Origin of the sequence: Pseudolysobacter antarcticus, assembly GCF_004168365.1 — a bacterium.
In the GTDB taxonomy this organism is placed as follows: domain Bacteria; phylum Pseudomonadota; class Gammaproteobacteria; order Xanthomonadales; family Rhodanobacteraceae; genus Pseudolysobacter; species Pseudolysobacter antarcticus.
The window spans coordinates 1,286,073-1,308,398 of the sequence record NZ_CP035704.1 but is presented as its reverse complement, the minus strand read 5'-3'; the positions used below and the strand labels follow the sequence as shown (position 1 = coordinate 1,308,398).

At 57.7% G+C, this 22,326-nt stretch carries 20 protein-coding genes and 1 pseudogene; 12 read left to right on the top strand and 9 right to left on the bottom strand.

Annotated elements, in window-relative coordinates; genetic code table 11:
- Positions 1-21 precede the first annotated feature (21 nt).
- The 3 genes and pseudogenes from ELE36_RS05540 to ELE36_RS20675 all read left to right on the top strand — a co-directional run.
- Positions 22-1,092 (top strand): hypothetical protein, encoded by a 1,071-nt coding sequence (locus tag ELE36_RS05540; RefSeq protein ID WP_129832133.1) that lies wholly within the window; start codon positions 22-24, stop codon positions 1,090-1,092.
- Between the two features lie 489 nt (positions 1,093-1,581).
- Positions 1,582-2,735, top strand: a protein-coding gene (locus tag ELE36_RS05535; protein WP_129831719.1) for an IS3 family transposase whose coding sequence is annotated in 2 segments (ribosomal slippage) — positions 1,582-1,822 and positions 1,822-2,735 — 1,155 coding nt in all. Because the reading frame shifts where the segments join, the coding sequence is not laid out codon by codon here.
- A gap of 6 nt (positions 2,736-2,741) precedes the next feature.
- Positions 2,742-3,014: pseudogene (locus tag ELE36_RS20675) on the top strand (glutathione S-transferase C-terminal domain-containing protein); the annotation flags it as partial.
- 354 nt (positions 3,015-3,368) lie between these two features.
- On the opposite strand, the gene ELE36_RS05525 reads toward ELE36_RS20675, so the two are convergent.
- Positions 3,369-3,917, bottom strand: coding sequence for a DUF1801 domain-containing protein (locus ELE36_RS05525; RefSeq protein WP_129832131.1), 549 nt, complete (start codon positions 3,915-3,917; stop codon positions 3,369-3,371).
- A 330-nt stretch (positions 3,918-4,247) separates the two neighbouring features.
- On the opposite strand from ELE36_RS05525, the gene ELE36_RS05520 reads away from it, so the two are divergent.
- The 3 genes from ELE36_RS05520 to ELE36_RS05510 all read left to right on the top strand — a co-directional run bounded on the left by ELE36_RS05520 (position 4,248) and on the right by ELE36_RS05510 (position 6,783).
- On the top strand, positions 4,248-5,030 hold the full coding sequence (locus ELE36_RS05520) for an SDR family NAD(P)-dependent oxidoreductase (protein WP_129832130.1): 783 nt from the start codon (positions 4,248-4,250) through the stop codon (positions 5,028-5,030).
- Between the two features lie 115 nt (positions 5,031-5,145).
- The gene (locus tag ELE36_RS05515) at positions 5,146-5,388 is read left to right on the top strand and encodes a DUF3297 family protein (protein WP_129832129.1); all 243 of its coding nucleotides are present in this window, start codon (positions 5,146-5,148) and stop codon (positions 5,386-5,388) included.
- Between the two features lie 105 nt (positions 5,389-5,493).
- Positions 5,494-6,783 (top strand): MFS transporter, encoded by a 1,290-nt coding sequence (locus ELE36_RS05510; protein ID WP_129832128.1) that lies wholly within the window; start codon positions 5,494-5,496, stop codon positions 6,781-6,783.
- A 60-nt stretch (positions 6,784-6,843) separates the two neighbouring features.
- On the opposite strand, the gene ELE36_RS05505 is transcribed toward ELE36_RS05510, so the two are convergent.
- Positions 6,844-9,345, bottom strand: a complete 2,502-nt coding sequence (locus ELE36_RS05505) for an alpha/beta hydrolase family protein (protein WP_129832127.1) — start codon at positions 9,343-9,345, stop codon at positions 6,844-6,846.
- A 115-nt stretch (positions 9,346-9,460) separates the two neighbouring features.
- Between ELE36_RS05505 and ELE36_RS05500 the strand changes: the two genes are divergently transcribed.
- Positions 9,461-10,003 carry a hypothetical protein gene (locus ELE36_RS05500; protein WP_129832126.1) on the top strand — a complete coding sequence of 181 codons (543 nt, stop codon included), beginning with the start codon at positions 9,461-9,463 and terminating at the stop codon, positions 10,001-10,003.
- 130 nt (positions 10,004-10,133) lie between these two features.
- Here the strand turns inward: ELE36_RS05500 and msrB are convergent, their stop codons facing one another.
- Positions 10,134-10,637 (bottom strand): peptide-methionine (R)-S-oxide reductase MsrB, encoded by a 504-nt coding sequence (msrB, locus tag ELE36_RS05495; protein WP_207215922.1) that lies wholly within the window; start codon positions 10,635-10,637, stop codon positions 10,134-10,136.
- A gap of 309 nt (positions 10,638-10,946) precedes the next feature.
- Here msrB and ELE36_RS05490 point away from each other — a divergent pair, with 309 nt between their 5' ends.
- The 4 genes from ELE36_RS05490 to ELE36_RS05475 all read left to right on the top strand — a co-directional run bounded on the left by ELE36_RS05490 (position 10,947) and on the right by ELE36_RS05475 (position 14,730).
- Entirely contained in the window at positions 10,947-11,090 is a 144-nt protein-coding gene (locus ELE36_RS05490; RefSeq protein ID WP_129832124.1) for a DUF3096 domain-containing protein, read from the top strand.
- 246 nt (positions 11,091-11,336) lie between these two features.
- Positions 11,337-12,947 carry a WS/DGAT/MGAT family O-acyltransferase gene (locus ELE36_RS05485; RefSeq protein WP_207215866.1) on the top strand — a complete coding sequence of 537 codons (1,611 nt, stop codon included), beginning with the start codon at positions 11,337-11,339 and terminating at the stop codon, positions 12,945-12,947.
- Between the two features lie 32 nt (positions 12,948-12,979).
- Positions 12,980-13,759, top strand: a complete 780-nt coding sequence (locus ELE36_RS05480; RefSeq protein WP_207215865.1) for an esterase/lipase family protein — start codon at positions 12,980-12,982, stop codon at positions 13,757-13,759.
- A 71-nt stretch (positions 13,760-13,830) separates the two neighbouring features.
- The gene (locus tag ELE36_RS05475) at positions 13,831-14,730 is read left to right on the top strand and encodes an alpha/beta fold hydrolase (RefSeq protein ID WP_129832122.1); all 900 of its coding nucleotides are present in this window, start codon (positions 13,831-13,833) and stop codon (positions 14,728-14,730) included.
- 52 nt (positions 14,731-14,782) lie between these two features.
- On the opposite strand, the gene ELE36_RS05470 is transcribed toward ELE36_RS05475, so the two are convergent.
- From ELE36_RS05470 to miaA, 6 genes are all read right to left on the bottom strand, one after another.
- Positions 14,783-16,075: an adenylosuccinate synthase gene (locus tag ELE36_RS05470; RefSeq protein ID WP_129832121.1), complete on the bottom strand. Its 1,293-nt coding sequence runs from the start codon at positions 16,073-16,075 to the stop codon at positions 14,783-14,785.
- 132 nt (positions 16,076-16,207) lie between these two features.
- Positions 16,208-17,065: a protease modulator HflC gene (hflC, locus tag ELE36_RS05465; protein ID WP_129832120.1), complete on the bottom strand. Its 858-nt coding sequence runs from the start codon at positions 17,063-17,065 to the stop codon at positions 16,208-16,210.
- On the bottom strand, positions 17,062-18,150 hold the full coding sequence (gene hflK / locus ELE36_RS05460; RefSeq protein WP_129832119.1) for an FtsH protease activity modulator HflK: 1,089 nt from the start codon (positions 18,148-18,150) through the stop codon (positions 17,062-17,064). The genes hflC and hflK overlap by 4 nt, the downstream gene beginning before the upstream one ends.
- Positions 18,151-18,352: 202 nt before the next feature.
- Positions 18,353-19,690: a ribosome rescue GTPase HflX gene (hflX, locus tag ELE36_RS05455; protein ID WP_129832118.1), complete on the bottom strand. Its 1,338-nt coding sequence runs from the start codon at positions 19,688-19,690 to the stop codon at positions 18,353-18,355.
- A gap of 4 nt (positions 19,691-19,694) precedes the next feature.
- A complete protein-coding gene (gene hfq / locus ELE36_RS05450; protein ID WP_129832117.1) occupies positions 19,695-19,961 on the bottom strand; it encodes an RNA chaperone Hfq in 267 nt (88 codons plus the stop codon).
- Positions 19,962-20,133: 172 nt separating this feature from the next.
- Positions 20,134-21,099 carry a tRNA (adenosine(37)-N6)-dimethylallyltransferase MiaA gene (gene miaA / locus ELE36_RS05445; RefSeq protein WP_129832116.1) on the bottom strand — a complete coding sequence of 322 codons (966 nt, stop codon included), beginning with the start codon at positions 21,097-21,099 and terminating at the stop codon, positions 20,134-20,136.
- Between the two features lie 133 nt (positions 21,100-21,232).
- On the opposite strand from miaA, the gene tdh reads away from it, so the two are divergent.
- A complete protein-coding gene (tdh, locus tag ELE36_RS05440; protein ID WP_129836641.1) occupies positions 21,233-22,255 on the top strand; it encodes an L-threonine 3-dehydrogenase in 1,023 nt (340 codons plus the stop codon).
- Positions 22,256-22,326 lie beyond the last annotated feature (71 nt).

Below are 22,326 nucleotides of genomic sequence, written 5' to 3'. Positions count from 1 at the left end.
ACTTCCCAAAGAGAATTAATTATGAAATTTATCGGCTATCTATTGAATGCAGTAATGGCATTTTGTCTTTTTGCGTGTTCATCACCTTTACGCACACGAGTCGATTCTCAGAATTCCGCAGTGACGTCCAATACCCGTGATGGCATGGTATATCGGTTACCACTAAAGGCGATCAAGATCACATTGACCGTCGACAAAGACAAGAAACGAACGCTAACGGCCGAGGCAACGGCTGCCTATCCTGATCTTGGCACTCGTTTCATCGTTCAATACAACAACAGTCAACTTAGCAGCAATGAACTAGCTTTGAAGATCGACGTCTCAGGATTGCTCAGTGGGGATGCAAGTTCGTCGCACACTTCGCAAGTAGGCGACGTACTTAAAGGTCTGGCAAGCACGATCGGATCGGTTGGCGCCGCCCTCGATGGGCACGGCAAAGTCGTGCCTCCAGTCACCCCGCCAATCTGCAACAGAGAAGGCACCTACATGTGGCTAGTTGAGCCGACGGACGCCGTGGAACCAGCGGAGACTGCGGCAAAAACACAGATGACAGTTTGCCAAGTCAGGTTCGAGCGCGCGATTCTTGGAACGCCCGAACCAGTTGGCAAAAATAATGTGCGTTTCGACGCAGCGAAAGCAAACTCTGATAACGCCGAGTCTGGTTTCTACTATCGACAGGCACTTCCATATCTCGTCGCATTGACAGATACCAGCGTAGACCCCAACCCCGTCACGCGAGCACTGCTACCGATGCCGACACGACAATCTCCCGTGGAGTTCCTTCCAGTTCAAGAGAGTCTATTTGCAAAGAACATCGTCAAGTTCTCGTTCACCGATGGCTCACCGGTTTCCTATGATCAAGCGCTAGAGAGCGAGTGGGTCGGACTCCTGAGCCTCCCCGCAGATTTGATCAAGTCTTATTTCGGTGCGATCGGCGCAGTCTTTTCAGAACGGAGCGACGCCGACAAGAATCAAGCTGCGTACTTAGCACAGATCAGCGCACTTGCCGTCCAGCAACTGAAAACGCAGGCCTGCCTATCGGCGGTCCAAACAAAAGATGACGCGAAGATAAAGGCAGCATGTGGGCAGTAGTCGCCTCAATGAGTTCGTAGATAGCATTGGCAGGCCGTTGAGAAACGATTTCGAGATCAAATTCTTGAAAAACGAAATTCGTAACTAACTGTTATTTATGCTGTTAATATTTATACAATGCTACATTTGCAGCAAATTTCGAGGATTTCGGGACTTTCTCAACAGCCTGTTAGTGCCTCAAAACGCTCGGCGAAACCGCTTTGAAGAATTGATGTACCTTGACTATGCTGATCGGAGAATTAGCAAGGAGTGGTTGAGATGAGTCAGGTTGTAATAGAGCATGTCCGTGTTCAGCACGCTGTCGGACAAGGAGGCTTTCATTCAGCATACGTGGAGATTAGGAAACAAGGATCAACCTACCGGTTCGATTACGTTTACGATTGTGGCGCCCTAAAGCACATGACTCTTCCGGATGAGCTCAAAAGGGGGGTTCTACCCCGTTATGGCGGACACTTCCAACAAGGCCGATGATCGGCAAAAAGGAGTGTCATGTCCAAGCGAAGAACATTTAGTGATGAGTTCAAACGGGAGGCAGTGGGTCTGACTCATCAGGCCGGTGCCAATGTTAGCCAGATAGCTCGCGATATCGGTGTGGGTGAAGGGGTGCTGAGCCGTTGGCGGCGGGAATTGGCCAGCGGTAAACGCCACGCTTTCCCGGGCTCTGGCGTACCGCGGGATGAAGAGATGGCCGCACTCAAGCGTGAGCTGGCGCGGGTCAAGAAGGAACGCGATTTTTTGCGCGATGCGGCAGCGTTCTTCGCGAAGGAATCGCGTTGAAGTTTCAGACGATCCAGCGCTGCCGCACGGTCTATCCCGTGCAACTGATGTGTCGATGCCTGAAGGTATCGAGCAGCGGTTTTCATGCGTGGTGCAAACGCCCCTTGAGTGCGCGAGCGAAGGACAACCAGCGATTACTGGTGCAGATAAAAGCGCTTCATAGCATCAGCGATGGGGTACTGGGCATGCCACGCATGCATGAGGAGCTGAGCTATGCCGGTGAAACGGCGAGTCCCAATCGGGTGGCACGCCTGATGGCCAGCAACGGATTATTCGGGATTCCACAGCGGCGAGCCTGGCGCAGCAAGCGTAGCGGCGTGCGACCGCTGCACGTGCGCAATCATCTGCAACGTGACTTCTCGGCGCTGGAACCCAATACAAAATGGGTCACCGACATCACCTACATCCACACCGGCGAAGGCTGGCTCTACCTCTGCACGGTGCTCGACCTGTTCAGCCACACGATCATTGGTTGGTCCATGTCGGGTATCCAGGATCGTCACCTGGTTCTCAAGGCGGTGCAGATGGCCTGCTGGCAGCGAACGGACACCACGCCCGTGGTGCTGCATTCAGATCGAGGAACCCAATTCACCAGCGGCGAATATCAACGCTTCCTCGCCGATCACCACCTCATCAGCAGCATGAGTGATGTGGGCCACTGTGGCGACAATGCTGCCGCCGAAGGATTCTTCGGTATGCTCAAGCGCGAGCGCATTTATCGCCGTCGTTACCTGTCACTGGCCGACGCACGCTCGGATGTTTTTGACTATATCGAGCGCTTCCACAACCCACGTATGCAACGACGACTTGATAAGCTAGACCAAAGATTTATAACCTTAACTCAACCGTCCGCCAAAACGGGGTAGAACCCGTTCGAGCAGCGCCAGCCTATGCTTAATGTGCGCGCCCGTAAAATGTTGAGTCAGCTTTCCGTTCGCTTGGGAGAAGCCGAGTGGCTCGATGGTGCGTTTAGCACCGGTGACCTTATGATGATCGGTGTGCTGTTCCGATCGAGGCCAACGGGGATACTGGACGAGTACCCCAACCTTGCCGCCTATGTCGCTCGCGGCGAGACGCGACCTGCATTCCAGCGCGCTTTCGCTGCGCAGTTGGCGGTTTTCACAGCGTTTCAACCGCCAACCTAAACGGCGCCGGGTACACGCCCATAAAACGAAGGCAGACCATGATAAGTACGCTTGACGAAGATGGTCTGAATCTCTAGGGTGAATGGGAAATCGGGCCTCAGATTGTCCGGACCCTGTGCAGTTCCACAGTCGGTAAATTGGCCGACAAAATGGGGTACGAGATAGCTGATCCAGAACCTCCCCGACAAATTGAGGGGGCTCGTCGCTAGGCGTTCAAGCGTGTCCGATTGATCGGTTTGAAACCGAACAGCCTGTACCGTCCGGTCTGCCCAATTCGCGATTGGCGTCTGTGGTGTCCTGATTCGAACCTAGAATTTTGCGCGTTGCGTAGCCACTGGCCGGCATTCGCTGGACTCATCGCTTTTTCCCTCCAAAGCCGGGCATCGCGGCGGCTTGTTTCATCCACGACGCTACCTGGCGTTCGTTGAGGTCGTCGACCGATTCGAGGTCCACGCCCCGCGAGTCCTTGCCCATCCCTATCGGTGTAACTGGTGGTACGGGCTTGAGTGCGGTTCCGCGCCCAAACGTGAGCTTGACGTGGCCGGCGAAGCCGCCGCAGCAGAAGCACCAGCCGTCACCAACGCCATACCACGACATTCCCCACTTCACGGATCGCTGCAACGCCGGCAGCGTCTTGGCCGCCAGGGCATCGACGCGCTCAGCGATGCCCCGTTGCGGCTGCGGCAGGCTACGGATGTACGCAAAAACCGGGTCGTCTCCCTCTTTGGCCTTGGCGGGGCTTGCCCTGCCAGTCATGGCGGCCGGCAGCGTCGTGGCGACGATTTGCGCAGGCGTGGGATCAATGGGTTTTTGCGCCCTCGGCTTCGACTTGCCGACTGGGTTGGCAACTGATTTTCCAGCCGCCGTGCGGCCGACTTTCTTGACGATAATTGCACGTGCCACTTCAGACCTCCAATCATTTCGTCCCGCAGGCCACGAGCGGCCACTCTCTGGACTGCCCGAGAATCGCGAGCACTTCCAACCTATCAACAATCAGCCGGACAGCCGCTGCTTGCGCAACAGTCTGTAATTATTTGCATGCGAAACAGCAGTGGCAATCCAACTCGAATTTCGACAGCGAAATAAGTGCCGAAAGGAACTTGATCATCCGCTAGAAAACGCGAATGCGCCAAGTTCGACGCTACGCGAATCGACCCCGCGACCGTGGCGAGAGTGAGGCATACTGCGCCGTGCCAGCTGTGGAGACACACCGACGATGAGCATCGCGAACGCATGATTCCCGATCAGATTATTCAAGGGCTGGATGCTCCCGCAAACGCGCTCGTTACCGGCGCCAGTAGCGGCATCGGACTAGCGGTGGTGAGGGCTTTGCTCGCGCATGCGCAGGTGGCGCGCGTGATCGCGGTTGCGCGCACGGCCGAGCATAACGATGCGCTCGCCGCACTGGTCGCGCGGCACGGCGATCGGCTGGTTTGTTTATCTGCAGATATCACGCGCGCAGATGATCTCACCGCGCTTGCGGTACGCGTGGCGGCGACGACCGATCGCTTGCATCTGATTTTTAATGCCGCGGGTATTCTGCATGCGCCGGGTGTGCGACCCGAAAAATCGGTGGTGCAATTGAATGCCGAAACGCTGGCGGAAGTTTTTGCGTTGAACGCGTTTGCGCCGATCCTGCTGGCGCGCGCATTGCTGCCGCGCTTGAAGCATACGCAACCCAGCGTGCTGGCGTCGCTGTCAGCGCGGGTCGGCTCGATCGGTGACAACCAACTCGGCGGTTGGTATGCGTATCGCGCGTCGAAGGCGGCGCAAAACCAGCTCTACCGAACGCTGGCGGTCGAATTGCGGCGCACGCATCCGCACACAACATGCGTGCTGTTGCATCCGGGCACGGTGGATACTCCGCTGTCGCTGCCGTTTCAAAGCAATGTGCCGACGGAAAAGCTGTTCACGCCCGAACGCGCGGCGCGCCAGTTGCTGGCTATCGTGGCCGGATTAAAACCGTCCGACAGCGGGCGATTTATTGCGTGGGACGGCCGCGATATTCCGTGGTAATGCCGCCGCAACCCCACGCAATAATCCGCATCGCAAAAACTGCTGTGCGCGTCGCGATGGAACCCGAGCAACCTCACCCGCTATCATGCGACGAATTCCTTTGAGTATCGAACCGATGAGCGACACGCCTCCCGATCGTCTGGATGTAAATCCTAAGAGCAAGTTTTACGACGCCGCATTGCTGGAGCGCGGTATCGGTATTCGTTTCAACAATGAAGAGAAAACCAACGTCGAGGAATACTGCATCAGCGAAGGTTGGATTCGCGTGCCGGTCGGCAAATCGCTGGACCGTCGCGGCAATGCGATGACGTTCAAGTTGAAGGGCGAAGTGGTTGCGTATTTTCAGGATATTGCCTGACACTGAAGTCACGCACCGCACCAACAAACCAGCGCGCAACGGCTTCGATCAAACACGCTGATCCAGTCAGCACCCCCTCCTTCGCTATCGCGGATTTGAACGTCAATGACCCAGCTCAAACCAGTGCGAGCGTTCGGATCATATCGCTGGCTGGTGGTCGTACTGCTGTTTCTGGCGATGATCATCAACTATGTTGATCGGCAGACGCTGGGCATTCTCAAGTCGACCATTTCCGCCGACCTGCACTGGAGCAACAGCGATTACGCGAACGTGCATTTGCTGTTTCAGGGCGCGTATGCGGTGTGTTATTTGCTGTGGGGGCGACTGGTCGATCGCATCGGCGCACGTTGGGGTTTTGCACTCGCCTTTGGCATCTGGTCGGTCGCGCAATTCGCCACATCGGCGGCGCGCGGCATCGGCCATTTCATGGTCGCGCGGTTTGCATTGGGTATCGGCGAATCGGGTGCGTTTCCGGGTTCGATCAAGGCCGTCTCCGAATGGTTTCCGCAGAAGGAACGTGCGCTGGCCAACGGTCTGTTCAACGCCGGCACCAATATCGGCGCAATCGTCACGCCGCTGATCATCCCCGCGGTGGTGCTGAGTTACGGCTGGCAAATGGCGTTTGTCGTCACCGGATTAGCCGGCCTGATCTGGCTGCCGATCTGGCTGCTGCTGTATCGCCACCCGCAAGATGTGAAAGGCATTTCGCAGGCCGAACTCGACTGGATCCAGCAAGATCCGGTAACGCCGATCACCCGCATCGGCTGGCGCAAGTTGCTGCGTCTGCGCCAGACCTGGACCTACGCCACAGCCAAGTTCATGACCGATCCGATTTTCGGCATGTACCTGGTCTGGCTGCCGGATTTTCTCGGCAAGCGATTCCACCTCGACCTGAAAAATTTCGGCCCGCCGCTGATCGTGATTTATCTGCTCTCGGATTTCGGCAGCGTGCTCGGCGGCTGGCTGTCATCGCACCTGCTCAAGCGCGGCTGGTCGGTGAATCGCGCGCGCAAAACCACACTGCTGATTTGCGCGCTATGCGCCACGCCGGTGATGTTTGCCGCGTACGCCGAAAACGTCTGGGTAGCGGTCGCGATCATCGGCCTGGCCGCTGCCGCGCATCAAGGATTTTCCGCCAATTTGTACGCGCTGCCGTCTGATTTGCTGCCGCGTGGCGGCGTCGGCTCGGTGGTCGGCATCGGCGGCATGCTCGGCGCGTGCGGCGGCATGTTGATGTCCAAATACACCGGCTGGACGCTCGACGCCGATCGCGGTTACGCACCGATTTTCCTGATCGCAAGCTGCGCTTATCTATGCGCGCTGCTGGTGATTCATTTGTTCTCGCCGCGGATGGAGCCAGCGGAGTTGATCGACGATTCGACCGCTATTTCGTAAGGCGATTTACTGGCTCGTGGAGATCGAAATTCGACTCTTCATTATTCTGTTTACGCAAAATTATTTTTGCTGACTGACTCCACTCTTTGCCGCAACGGGCTGTGCTGACGCCAGGCACGTCGTGAAAAAATGCTCGATGCTGGCTTCCGTCAAATACCTCGCATCGAGGTCTCTCACACCGTGACCCTCGTTGACAAGAAACAGCGATTGCGGCGTCATTTTTGCGTGGCCGAGTAACATCAATAGCCGCAATGCATGCTCCGAGGTCACGCGTCGATCGAGAGCCCCATGAACGATCAGCAAAGGGCGCTCGAGTTTGCGATACAGGTAGTCGGGCGAAACAGCTTCCATATCGGCTTGCGCCTTGGTCGGATCTCCCACGATCCGCTGCATTTTTTCGCGCACTTTTTTGTCCTGCGACCAATCACTGGAGCTGAACATCAAGGGCAAATCGGTGACCGCTGATATCGCTACGCCACAACGAAAACGATCTGGCGAGCGAATCAATCCCATCAACGCGGAGTAGCCGCCGTAGCTGGTGCCGCGCAAGGCGATTCGACTCTTGTCGATCACTTCGTTTTTCACCACGACATCCAGTGCAGCGAGAACATCGTCTTCGATAGTCTTGCCCCACGCGCCAAATCCGGCGTGCTCAAAAGCCGAGCCAAATCCGCCAGAACCGCGATAGTTGACGCGCAATACTGCGTATCCCCGGTTGGCCATCAGCTGTACTTCCGGATCAAACTCGATGGCGTCGCGCGCACCAAACGGGCCGCCATGCGGCATCACGACCAAGGGATATGGTGGCTTGGATTGAACGGGCAGTGTGAGATAACTTTCGATTGTCGTATTGTCAGCTACGGTGACCTTGATGAGCTGCGATCGTGCCGCGCGTACGTCCGGCATGGGCGGCTGGACAGAAAGCAGTTGCTGCAACTTTTTCGCGACGCTGTCGTAAAGATAAAATGTCCCGGGATCAATTTCATCCGATGCCAGCACCAAGACTCGACTCTTGTCAGCGCTACTGTCGTAAATGGCCACATTTTTTCGCGGCAATACTTGCGCTAGCGAACCACGAATCGCATCGTCCGGCTCATCCAGATAACGGGTTTGCAAGGCACCGTCGTGATAGACATTTACTGCAAGCACACGTCGATCTGCAAGGCGTGTGATTGCTGCGTCCACATCGGTGCCAGGAATGGAAAACATCGTTTCGGAAACAACCCCGCTCGGCAGCGCGATACGTACCAGATCAGTTTGCGCGCGGTCCTTGTTGGCGAGTGCGACCAGGCTATTCCCATCGCTACTTAGCAGGATCGGTTCAAACGTCTCATCAGCGGTATGTCGATACACTTCCTGCCATGGCGTTTTCAAATCTGCACGGTACATCAGCGCGTAATCACCATCGATCATTACCATCGCCAGACGCAGATTTCCGGCTACGTCAGCCAGTCCGTAATAGGCCTTGTTCAACCCTTTGTCGAGACGCAACTCACTGCGAAGTTGGCCCATGTCAAAACGTTTTCCGCCGAGATCAATACGGAAAATATGCGTCTCCCAATCGACATTCGTGTAGGCGTAAATTGCATGGGCACCATCGTTTGGCATGGGGTCGATGATTACGCCTCGTCCGGGAATGACAAATTGAGTGAAGCCCGGCGCTGCCCCCGGCTTTGCCTCCAGATGAACCACATGATTGTTGTTACCCTCGGGGAGATTCAGCCCAAACAACACGGTACGATCGCCGGCGAAAGCGATGCTGCGGACTTCGATGTCACCGCGATAGACATCCACTGCGAAATTCGACTGCACATCCAGCACGCTGACACGGTGTTTGCCCTCGCGATATTCGATCATCGCTATCAGATCGCCGCGCGGATTCAAACGCACCACGCGCAACTGACGCTGCGCGAAGAGTTCATTTACCAACGGATGCAATTCCGGCGCGACATCTTTCGGGGCCGTTTTTGCGTCGCCGCTTATACCTGCGGTCACTGCGTCGAGCGCAGTTTGCTCGCCGAGCTCGTGGGCCGCGAATTGTGGAAAACGATCAGGCAACCCGCCTTCGTAGCGCATCGAAAATTTGCGCCACAAGCCCGGATAAAAACGATCCAGACTGACTAGCATGCGCGCGGCACGATTCACCGTATTGATGTTGAAACCCGAACCAATACCGCTAGGTGCGACTTGCAAATCACCGACGTAATTCACCACACCGGGATTGATCTTGATGTGGAAGCGAGGATCATCGCGAACACGTAAATACATGTTCAGTGGCGCGAGCTCGATGCGTGACCAGCGATAATCGCCCGCTGGCATTTCGACCAGCAGAACATTGTCGCCGCCATGCAATTTGGTAAACAACTCACCACCGAACAGCGAGCCCACTCGATCGATCTTTACCGATGATGCAAAACCGGTGATGTCGATATCGACCGCCAGCAAACCATTGCCGGGTTTGAGATCAACGGATTCGCCAGGTTTGTATTCCTTGCCCCATGCCACGCTGCAAAAGCCCAACACCAAGCTCGCGCCCGCGAGAAAAAACTTTCCGAACTGCATCCCTGCCTCCCCGGCAAAATATAGTGCGGATATTCATAGCATAATTCTGCATCGCAAACTTACACGGGGTGGGCGCCTTGATGTTGAGATGTGATAGCGTGATGAAAAGCAATCAATGAAATTATTTTCGAATGCGATGTCGCTTTACGATGCATCCCTCGATGTTACGCCGATAGCAAGCGACCCGATGCGTACACTCTCATCAATCTTCACGTTTCCGACGAAGTACATTTTTCCCGTCGCTTTGGTGGTGGGCATCGGTTGGTGGGTTTCGCACTTTATGGATTACGTGACGGCGTTGCAGAAGATGCCAATCCCCTTCAGGATTCTTGTTCCGGTTATCTCGTTGTGCCTGATGATCTACACGTTATGGTTTGCCTATCAACTCAAGCGCGTGCGTTTTGATGGCACGGCATTGTATGTGTCGAACTATCGGCAGGAGTGCCGAATTCCGCTGACCAACATCGAACAGATCAACGAGCGGATATGGATACGAAGCCATCCTGTTCGCGTGGTGCTGAGCCAACCTTGCGATTTCGGCACGGACTTCACATTCATCCCTGTCAGTAGCTCTCGTTTCTGGTGGAATGATCATCCCATCGTTGCAGAACTGCGCAATGCGATTGCTCTCGCCAAGAATCCGCCGCGTTCGGGCTGAGATAAACACACGCGATTCGCGGCGCTATCGACGTAGGCCAATTGCCGGAAGACGCTGCTCATAGATCATCTTTAGTGGTGGCGCTTTTCCGGCCTCCGTAAGCAATCGCGAGCAGCAACTCTATCGAAGCTCAGCCAAGCGCCGGCTTGAACGTCATCGCCACGCCATTCATGCAATAACGCAAATGCGTCGGCGCCGGGCCGTCGTCGAAGACATGGCCGAGATGGCCGCCGCAGCGGTGGCAATGCACCTCGGTGCGTACCATGCCGAATGTGGAATCGACGGTTTCGCCAACCGCCTTCGGCAAGGGTTTCCAGAAACTCGGCCAGCCGGTGCGGCTGTCGAATTTTGTCTTCGATGAAAACAGATCGAGGTTGCAGCCAGCGCACGCAAATACGCCTTCGCGCTTTTCGTGATCAAGCGGGCTGCTGAACGGTCGCTCGGTGCCTTCCTGACGCAGCACCGCGTATTGCTCGGGCGCGAGCAGCGCTTTCCATTCGGCGTCGCTGTGGCTGATTTCAAATGTCTCGCTGGCGGCATCGGCATGTTGCAAACCGAGGCTGCGCCAACCGAACACGCTGACGCCGAGCAGCGCCGCACTGCCCGCTAGCAAGCGGCGGCGGCTGATATGAATTGCCGAGTTACCGTTGAAAGTCTTCATGCTTGTTCCTTATCTGGTCTGCTGTGTGAGGCAGTCGGTCATCCGTGTGCCGCTGCCTGCGTCGCTACTGGCTATGCAGACCGGGGCGACCAGAAAATGATTTCAGCGGCTGTTTCGTCAAGCGCACACGTTACCCGTAGCAACATTTGAGCCATGCGGATTTGGTCATTCCAGAGCCGCAATCGCTTCCGTAGCGTCGCACTCACGCATCCATCGCGGCATGCTAAAGTTCGGGCGAAAATTTTCGCCATCGCCCATCTATCCAGCCGCAGGAATTAACGCATGAATATTCATCTCGCCCTTACGCCACTTATCTCGCTGATCGCCGGCATCCTGATTCTGCTCGTGCCGCGCCTGCTCAATTACATCGTCGCGATTTACCTGATCATCATCGGCCTGGTTGGGCTCGGCGGGCTGCATATCTGATCGCCCTGCGCCTCAACGCCTTCGCATGCGCTTTCGCCGTGATCTGCCACGCGCAACTCGCCCACGGACCCGCTCAACTGGAATACTTACACTAGGCCCGCACCCTACCATCGCCTAGCTGGCTTAGCGCCGCGCTGCGCCGTACCATGGTACGCAACCGGCAGGCTGCCACCGCTCAGAAAGCATGCAACCACTCATCCCCGCTTCCACCACCGTGTTCGCGAACCGTGCAAAGGATACTGATCCATGCAGCATATGAGTGGGCTCGATTCGCTGTTCCTGCATATCGAAACGCGCGAAACGCCGATGCATGTCGGCAGTCTCAATCTGGTCGAACTGCCGCCCGGATATGACGCCAGCCGTTATGCGCAGGCGGTGAAACAACACATCAGTTCGCGCATGCATCTGGCGCCGGTGTTCCGTCGCCGCCTCGCGAGCGTCGCGCTGGATCTGGCCAACCCGATCTGGGTCGAGGCCGATGCGGATATCGACCATCACGTGCAGCGCCTACAGTTGCCCAAGCCCGGCTCGATGGCGCAGCTCGAACAGCTCACCGCGGATTTGCACAGCGAATTGCTCGATCGCGATCGTCCGCTATGGCGCGTGTATGTGATCGAAGGTTTGTCGAGCGGGCATATCGGTTTTTACGCCAAGGTGCATCACGCCGCGGTGGATGGTCAGGCCGGTGTTGCGCTCGCGCAGGCGTTGCTGGATGTCACGCCAGAGCCGCGCAATATGAAGGCGCCGCCCGCCGAGCTCGCGAAAAAAATGCCGCGCAAACGCACCTTGTTTGGTGCGGCCTTCGGTAACGTGATCGCGCAATATGCGAAGGCGATTCGCGCCGTGCCTGAAGCCGTGCGCACGGTATCGAGCCTCATCATCTCACCGCGCAGCAGTGGCATCGGTGCGCTGAGCGGTTATGCGCTCGGGCCGAAAACGCCGTTGAATGTCGCCATCGGCGCAGCACGCTGTTTTGCCACGGCCAGCATTCCGCTGGCCGATGCCAAGCAACTCGGCAAACTGCTGAATGCCACACTCAACGATATCGTGCTCGCAACCTGCAGCGGCGCGCTGCGCCAGTATCTGAGCGATCACGATGCGCTGCCGACCAAACCGCTGATCGCCGCGGTGCCAATATCGCTGCGCGACGCGGGCAACACACAGGCCAGCAATCAGGTCAGTATGCTGTTTTCAAGCTTGGCAACCGATATAACCGATCCGCTACAACGCCTGCATGCGATCCGCGCGGCGATCGATAATTCCAAGACGCTCAGCGGCAGCATGAAGTCGGTGATCCCGACCGATTTCCCGTCGCTTGGCATTCCGTGGCTGTTCTCGTTGCTGGCCAAGTTGTACGGCAAAACCAAACTCGCCAGCCGCATTCCGCCGATCGCTAACGTGATTATTTCCAACGTGCCGGGGCCGCCGTTTGCGTTGTATCTGGCCGGTGGGCGTTTTCTCAATTACTTCCCGGTCTCGATTCCGATCCACGGCCTCGCACTCAACATCACGGTGCAGAGTTACAACGGCGCGCTGGATTTCGGCTTGATCGCCGGAGCCGCTGCCGTGCCGGACGTGCGCGAGCTGGCTCGGTATTTGCTGGAAGCATTCAACGAATTGAAAATGGCTGCATTGCGCGCCGATGAAGTTCCGGCGCCTGCAAAAAAAGCCGTGCAGATTGCAAAACGCAAACCCGTGACCGTGAAAAAAACCACGCCTGCGAAAAAAGCGGCGACAAAATCCGCCGCAAAATCGAATTCCACCAAGAAAAAATCACCATCGAAAATCGCCGGTAAATCCAAGCCCGCGGCAAAACCAGCGCCGCGCAAACGCACAACCAAATCCGCCGCAAAATGACCAGCCGATCAACCACAAAAACCAAGCCTCGCATGAATCCGAATCTTTCCGCCGCCGATCTCGCCCAAGCCCCGTCATGGTGGTTGCTGGCGCTGGAATCACGCGCTCCGTTCGAGCTCGGCGCAAGTATTCTCGCGAGCCCGCTGCTGCATTACGCGGCGCGCGGCGATGGCCATCCGGTGATGGTGCTGCCTGGACTTGCGGCGGGCGATCTCACAACGCTGCCGCTGCGCCAGTTTTTGCAGGATCGCGGTTTCAAACCGTACGGCTGGGAACTCGGTCCGAACTACGGACCACGCGAAGGTGTGCTCGAATCATGCATCGCGCGCCTGCGTGAACTGCGGCGCGAGCATGGTTGCAAGGTCAGTCTGGTCGGCTGGAGCCTCGGCGGTGTGTATGCACGCGAACTCGCAAAAATGCTCAGCGAAGATGTGCGCGATGTGATCACGCTGGGGTCGCCGTTCACTGGCAATCCGCGAGCGAGCAACGCGTGGCGATTGTTCGAATTTGCCAGCGGCAAAAAAATCGGTGATGCAAAACTGCACGAACAAATCAAACGCACGCCGCCGGTGCCGACCACATCAATTTACAGCCGCACCGATGGCATCGTGGCATGGCAATGCAGCCTGGAAAAAAACACGGCGCGCAGCGAAAGTATCGAAGTGGTCGCGAGCCATGTTGGTCTCGGCATGAATCCGGCCGCGTTTTATGCGATAGCGGATCGCCTGGCGCAAGCGGAAGGCGAATGGAAACCGTTCCATCGCGATGGCTGGCGACGCTGGGCGTTTCCCGATCCGGATCGCCCGGGCTGATCGTTCGAGCACACTAACGCATTAATACGCTGCAACGAGAAGCGGGCGCGTTCCGCTCGACGGAGATCGCCATGTCCCAAGTCAGTGCAAACGGCGCTTTGTTTGAAGTCGAAACGATCGGCCAGCGTAGCGATCCCGCGCTTTTGCTGATCATGGGTTTGGGCATGCAACTCGCATCGTGGCCGGATGAATTCTGCACCGCGCTCGCCGACGCCGGTTATTTCGTGATCCGCTTCGACAACCGCGACAGCGGGCTTTCGGTGAAGACCAAGTCGCACGTGAACATGCTCAGCGCGACCTTGCGTTATGTGCTGCACATGCCCGTGCCCGCAGCGTACAAACTCGATGATATGGCCGCGGACAGCATCGGCATTCTCGATGCGCTCGGCATCAAAACTGCGCATGTGCTCGGCGCATCGATGGGCGGCATGATCGCGCAGCAGATCGCGGCGAATTATCCCGATCGTGTGCTCAGCCTGATTTCGATCATGTCATCCAGCGGCGCAAGAAACCTGCCGCGCCCGACGCCCGCCGCATCGCGAGTGTTGCTGTCACGACCTCCGCGTCGCGCGAATTTTGAAAAGGTCGTCGATCATTACGTGCACCTCTTCGACGTCATCGGAAGCCCGGGTTTTCGCATGCCCGAAGCAGAGCTGCGGCCACGCCTGGAAAAAGTGTTGAAGCGCGCGTATTACCCCGGCGGCGCGGCGCGGCAATTACTAGCGATCGTCGCCTCGGGCGATCGCTCGAACGACCTTCCCAAAATCCGCGCGCCAACGCTGGTAATCCACGGCGCCGACGATCCACTCGTGCGCGTCGCTGCGGGAAAAGACACCGCCGCAAAAATTAAAAACGCCGAACTATTGATCGTGCCCGGCATGGGTCACGATCTTGCCGCGGGCCTGATTCCGATTTTGACCAAGGCGATAACTGCCTATTTGCATAACGTCGATCAGCGCGCTGCGCATTAAGCGCAACGATGGTTGAGCGAGCTTTTCGTCTCGCCCAACGATCGGTTTTTATTTACGCAAACGGGTCGCGCAGGATGATCGTATCGTCGCGATCGGCGCCGGTGGCGACCAGCGCGAGTTTGCAGCCGGAGAGTTCTTCCACGGCGCGCAGATAAGCGCGCGCGGCGGGCGGCAGCTGGTTCCAGTCGCGAATGCCGGCCGTGGATTCCTGCCAGCCCGGGAACTCCAGATAAACCGGCTTGCATTCGTCCCAGCCATCCGCGTCGAGCGGGGCCAGCTCACGGCGCTTGCCGCGATACTCATACGCGATACAGACCTTGATGCTGTCCAGGCCGTCGAGCACATCGAGCTTGGTGATCGCCAGGCCGTTGATACCGTTGATCTGGGTGGCGCGTTTGAGCGCAACCAGATCGATCCAGCCGCAACGACGCGGCCGACCGGTGCTGGCGCCGAATTCGTTGCCGACCTTGCGCAAACGCTCGCCCATCTCGTCTTTCAGCTCGGTCGGGAACGGGCCGCTACCGACGCGCGTGGCGTACGCCTTGCAGATGCCCAGCACGTAGTCGATATCGCACGCGCCCACGCCGGTGCCGGCCAGCGCGCCACCAATCGTGGTGTTGCTGGAGGTGACGTAGGGATAGGTGCCGTGGTCGATGTCGAGCAGCGCGCCCTGTGCGCCCTCGAACAGGATGTTGCCGCCTTCCTTACGCACATCGTGCAGAATCGTGGCGACATCGTCGACCATCGGCCGGATGTATTCGCCCCAGGCCAGCGCATCTTTCAGCACGGTGTCGTAATCCACCGGCTCGGCCTTCAGCCACTGCGTGAGAATGAAGTTGTGATAGTCGACGGCAGTTTTGATCAGCGCCGGCAGCTCGTGCGGATACATGAGATCGGCAACACGCACGCTGCGACGCGCGACCTTGTCCTCGTACGCCGGGCCGATGCCACGACCCGTGGTGCCGATAGCCTTGCCACCGGCGGCGAGTTCGCGCGCCTTATCCACGGCGATGTGATACGGCATGATCAGCGGCGTGGCCGGACTGATCTTGAGGCGTGAGCGCACTTCGACGCCATTGCCTTCGAGCTCGGCGATCTCTTCCATCAACGCGGCAGGCGACAGCACCACGCCGTTGCCGATCAGGCACAGCGCGTCATCGCGCAGGATGCCCGAAGGGATGAGATGCAGCACGGTCTTTTTGCCCTTGATCACGAGCGTATGGCCAGCGTTGTGGCCACCCTGGAAACGCACCACGGCGCCGACTTGTTCGGTGAGCAGATCAACGATCTTGCCCTTGCCTTCGTCGCCCCACTGCGCGCCGAGAATCACTACTGACTTGCCCATGACACCATCACCCTGAATTTGAAAAATGTATCGGTCGTCGATTGCGCGACTACGCATAAAAAGAATTAGTCATTGACCAGCCGAGCAAAGATTCACACCCGACGATGACAATCCGTCGCGATGCTCTCTACATTATTTACTCTCACCGAAGTAATGAAAAAACTCGGATTTCGGATCGAGCACAAGCACACCGTTATTGTCGCGGAAGGTTTCGCGATAGGCTTCCATCGTGCGATAGAACGCATAGAATTCCGGATCGCGACCGTAAGCTGCCGCATAAATTTCCGCAGCCTTGGCATCGCCATCACCACGTGCAGTTTGCGCTTCCTTGGTCGCGTTGGCCTTGAGTACGAGCACCTGACGATCGGCGTCGGCGTGGATGCCGATGGCTTTTTCCTCGCCTTCGGCGCGCAGCGAATTCGCGACTTTTTCGCGCTCGGTCTGCATGCGCTTGAATACGGTCACGCTGACTTCGTCGGGCAACTCGATGCGCTTGACGCGTACGTCGACAACACGAATGCCGAACGTCGTGAGTGCCGCCTTGTTGGCCTGGTCGCGCACATGTTCGGTAATGTCGGTGCGGCCACCAGCGATCAGTTCATGCAACGGACGCGAGTTGAATTCGAAGCGCAGTGCATCCTTGATGATCGGTGCGAGACGCAAACCCGCAGCCGATTCATCGCCACCGAACGCGCGATAAAAAGCGGCAGCATCGACGATCTGCCATTTGACGAAAAAGTCGACATTCGCACTCTTTTTCTCGGACGTGAAATAACGCTCCGGCGACGCTTCGAGATTCAGGATGCGCGCGTCGAACTTCAGCACCTGCTGAATCAACGGCAATTTGAAATGCAGGCCGGGCTCGAATTTCGAGCCTTCGATGCGACCGAACTGCAACAGCACGGCAGATTCTCCCTCGCGGACGATGAACAATGAATTAGCGAGCAACATCACCAATAGCAGCGCGAGTACCGCGGATAGAGTTTTCATTGCTGACCTCCGTGCGGCGTCGCGCTGACGGTGCCGAGCACGGGTGCAAGGGCGGCATCGACTGGTGCGCCATCGCCGCCGCCCTTGAGTTTGTCGAGCGGCAAATAAATCAGATTCTTGCCATTGGTCATGTCGACCACCTTGACGCTGCTGCTGAGGACCTGCTGCAAGGTTTCGAGATACAGACGCTTGCGTGTGACTTCGGGTGCGGCCTTGTATTGGCCGTATAGAAGGCTAAATCGTTGCGCATCGCCTTCGGCACGCGCAATGCGTTCGGCCTTGTAACCTTCGGCTTCGGTCTTGATACGCGTGGCTTCGCCGCGCGCTTCGGGCACGACCTTGTTGGAATACGCCTGCGCCTGATTTTCGATGCGCTGCTTGTCTTCGCGCGCGCTGTTGACGTCATCGAAGGATTTTTGCACCTCGCTCGGCGGCGATACCATCTTGAAATTGACGTCAGTCACCTGGATGCCCGAGTCATAGCCATCAAGTGTCTGCTGCAGCACTTTCTTAGTTTCGCTGACGAGTTCGGAACCCTGTCCGGACAACGCCGTATCCATGTCGCTGCCGCCAATAACCTGGCGCACTGCGCTTTCCGCAGCCTGCTTCAAGGTATCGTCAGGATCACGAATGCTGTACAAAAAATGCTTCGCGTCGGCGATCTGGTACTGCACGTTAAAATCGATCTGGATGATATTTTCATCCTGCGTCAGCATGCGCACCTGATCCTCGACCGAGCGCACCTTCGTCGCTTCGACCTTGGTGACTTGCTCGATCGGGCGCGGCAACTTGAGGTTGAAGCCTTCGTGCATCACGCGCTCGAACTGGCCGAAGCGCAGCACGACGCCAATCTGGCGTGCATCGACCACAGTCCAACTGTCGAACACACACCAAGCCACCACAACACCAATGACGAGGCTGATGATGCCGAGGCTCGAACCCGATCCGCCGGAACCCGTGCCGCGACCGCCGAAAATCTGGCCGACTGCCGCCTGCAGGCGTTTCAACAGCGCGTCGAGATCCGGCGGCTTGTTGTTGCTTTTCCAAGGGTCGCGTTTGCCGCCACCCGGTTCGTTCCAAGCCATCGTTCACTCCAATACAGCGGGCGCAAAAGTACGCCGTCGCCAGAGATTTGGTGTCACACCAGAGAGATTGCAATCATTCAGGAGATTCGGGTTGCCGCTGCGGCAACCACGCCGGTAGAAAACCGGTTGAAACCCTTCAATATCGGCTGCGAGCCAGCCCTTACAAGGCGAAGATCGAGGCAGCACAACATCGAACGGGTTTTTATGGCGGGGTTGCGGTGGAATTGTAGGCAGCTGCGTCCGGTACGGCAAGCAATTCGCGCTTCAACCACGCGCCATCGCCGTTCGGCAGGCCGTAAAGTTGCTCCAGCATCGCGCGTGGTGCGTCGATTTCCATTGCCCAACCGGCATCTTCGGCTTTCTCGCTGGCAACCAGGCCAAGCTCAAACAAGCGTGCACGCAAGCGTCCGGATTGCGCTGGAACATGCAGCCAATGATGTACCCTTTCGCGCATCAGACTGCGTGTGATCGCCTCGCGCAAAAACTCGAGGCCGTCGCCACTGGCCGCGGACATCCACACGCGCGGCGTGGTGCCGCCGTCGGTCCATTCGAGATGCGGTTTGCGCTCCGGCAAACGATCCAGCTTGTTGTAGATGATGACCTGCGGCACGTCGTCAGCGCCGATTTCCTTGAGCACGTTTTCGACTTCGACCATGCGACTGTGGTGCTCGGGATCGGAGGCATCGACCACATGCAACAGCAGATCGGCGTCACGCGTTTCAGCCAAGGTCGACTTGAACGCAGCGATCAGATCGTGCGGCAGATCGCGGATAAAACCCACGGTATCGGCCAGCACAAACGTGCCCGAGGCCAAGCCTTCGATGCGGCGCAAGGTCGGATCGAGTGTGGCGAACAATTGATCGGCGGCGTATACACCAGCGCCGGTGAGCGTATTGAATAATGTCGATTTGCCGGCGTTGGTGTAACCGACCAGCGCAACCAGCGGAACCGAGTTGCGTACACGCGAACGCCGCGCTTGTTCACGCTGAACCTGTACTTTGTCGAGGCGCCGACTGAGCTGCAATACACGCTCGGCCAGCAGGCGGCGATCCATTTCGAGTTGGGTTTCGCCCGGGCCACGGTTGCCGATGGCACCGCCGCGCTGCGAATCGAGATGGGTCCAACCGCGCACGAGGCGCGTGGCGATATGCTTGAGCTGAGCTAGCTCAACCTGCAACTTGCCTTCGTGCGAACGCGCGCGCTGCGAAAAAATATCGAGAATCAAGCCGGTGCGGTCAACCACACGGCACTCGGTGAGTTTTTCGAGGTTACGTTCCTGCACCGGCGACAAAGAATGATTGACCAAGATCAGGTCGGCATCGAGCGCGATGCGCTGTTCGGCCAGTTCTGCGGCCTTACCCGTGCCGATGAAAAATTTCGGATTCGGCCGCTCGATACGAGCACTCAGCGTACCAACCACAGTCGCGCCCGCGGAACGCGTCAACTCAACGAATTCTTCGAGGGCGGTCGGGTCGTTCTCGCCTACCCAATGCGGCTGCAGCAGCAGCGCGCGCTCGCCTTTTTTTGATCGATCAAACAGGAGATTATTCGCTTTCGGCTAATGGTTCATGGGCATCGTCGGCGCCGGTGGCGCCTTCCGTGATCCGCACATTGCGACTCGGAACCACGGTGGAAATGGCGTGCTTGTACACCATCTGGCTGACGGTATTACGCAGCAACACGACAAATTGATCGAACGACTCGACCGTACCCTGCAACTTGATGCCGTTGACCAGATAGATCGAAACCGGCACACGCTCACGGCGCAACGCATTCAAGAACGGATCTTGCAACGACTGACCCTTGGACATTGTTTTTCTCCCTTGCAAAATCCTGGCGAACCGACCTTAAACTCGCGCGGCCACCTATTCTATGTAGGGCTGGGCGCGGGTCGACTCAAGTGACGCGATTCTACTGGTTTTATCGGGCCGTGGAAAATGGCGCGCATCACATATCGTCATATCGGTGTGAAGCGTAGGTGATTCAAGCCGATGTCGGCGATACCGGTATCGCCAGAAAATTGCGCACCGCAGCTTGCGCCAGAGCCAGCCAACCAGCGCGCAGCGGTTCAACCCAGCGCACATCCAACTCGGAGCGCAGCCAGGTGATCTGGCGTTTCGCCAGCTGACGGGTAGCGAAGATTCCGCGATCGCGAAACTCCTCAATGCCAAACTCGTTGTCGAGATGTTGCCAGCCTTGCCGATAACCGACCGCCCGCAACGCCGGCATCGCCGCGTGCAAATCACCGCGCGCATGCAACGTTTGCACTTCGGCGAGCAGACCTTGTTCGAGCATCAGGTCAAAACGCTCGGCGATGCGTGCGTGCAACTCGACGCGATCCGCCGGCATCAGCGCGAGCTTGAGCACACGATACGGAAACCGCTGCGTGATGCCGGCCTGCAATTCCGACAACGGTCGGCCGGTGAGTGTTATCACTTCCAGCGCGCGCTGGATGCGTTGTGCATCCATCGGCTTGATGCGGGTCGCTGCGAGCGGATCGAGTGTTGCCAGGCGCGCATGCATGGCCGGCCAGCCGAGCTGCTCGCCTTCGCGCGACAGTTCCTCGCGCAGTTGTTGGTCGGCATCCGGCAGATCCGACAGGCCACGCTGCAACGCACGAAAATACAGGCTGGTGCCACCGACCAAAAGCGGCACGCGATTGGTCGCGGTGATCGCCTGCATCTCGCGCAAGGCATCTTCGCGAAATTCGCCGGCTGAATAATTCTCGTGCGGATCACGAATGTCGATGAGTCGATGCGGAAACCGGCTCAGCGTTTCGGCATCGGGTTTTGCGGTGCCAATATCCATGCCGCGATACACCAGCGCCGAATCGACGCTGATCAAATCCAGCGCAAAACGTTCGGCCAGATGCACCGCCAGCGCGGTCTTGCCCGAAGCGGTCGGCCCCATCAGGAAAATCGCCAGCGGTCGCGTGTCGATACGGTTCATGCCCGCGCAGAGTAACCGCTTGCCCGGCGCCCGACCATGCACTCGATGCTTGCTAATGAAAACGTCACGATGCTTGCCGGTATAATCGCGGCCACGATTGCTCACCTAGCACGAGATTCCCATGTCCCAAATGATGAAAGCCCTGGTCAAGCGCGAAGCCGTCAAAGGTATCTGGATGGAACAGGTGCCGATGCCCGAGATCGGCCCGAACGACGTTCTCATCAAGCTCGAGAAAACCGCGATCTGCGGCACCGACCTGCACATCTACAAATGGGATGAATGGTCGCAGCGCACGATCAAACCCGGCCTCGTAATCGGTCACGAATTTGTCGGCCGTATCGTCGACATGGGGCCCGGCGTGCGCGGTTACACGCTCGGCCAGCGCGTATCGGCGGAAGGTCATATCGTCTGCGGCGTGTGTCGCAATTGTCGCGCCGGGCGCCAGCATCTGTGCCCGAACACGATCGGCATCGGCGTCAATCGCAATGGCGCATTCGCAGAATACATCGCGATGCCGTCGAGCAATCTGTGGCCGATTCCGGATCAGATCGGTTCGGAACTCGCCGCGTTTTTCGATCCTTACGGCAACGCGGCGCACTGCGCACTGGAGTTCGACCTGATCGGCGAAGACGTATTGATTACCGGCGCCGGCCCGATCGGCATCATCGCCGCGGGCATCGCCAAACATGTCGGCGCGCGTAATGTCGTGGTCACAGACGTCAACGATTATCGCCTCAAGCTTGCCGCCGACATGGGCGCGACGCGCGTGGTCAACGTCGCCAAACAATCACTGAAAGATGTCATGCGCGACCTGCACATGGAAGGCTTCGACGTCGCACTGGAAATGTCCGGCAATCCGAAAGCGTTCAACGAAATGCTCGACGGCATGTACCACGGCGGCAAGATCGCGCTGCTTGGCATTTTGCCGAACGGCGCCGGCATCGACTGGGACAAAGTGATCTTCAAGGGCCTTGTACTGCACGGCATGTACGGTCGCCGCATGTACGAAACCTGGTACAAGATGACGCAGATGCTGCTGACCGGATTCCCACTGCAGAAAGTGCTCACGCACCAGATCCACATCGACGATTTCCAGAAAGGTTTTGACCTCATGGAATCAGGGCAATGCGGCAAGGTGGTTTGCTCCTGGAATTAACGGGCGCCGCGCAAGGCAGGCTTCAGCATCGGCGCACTACACTGATTCGCCTTTAACCCAGCATCGCGCCG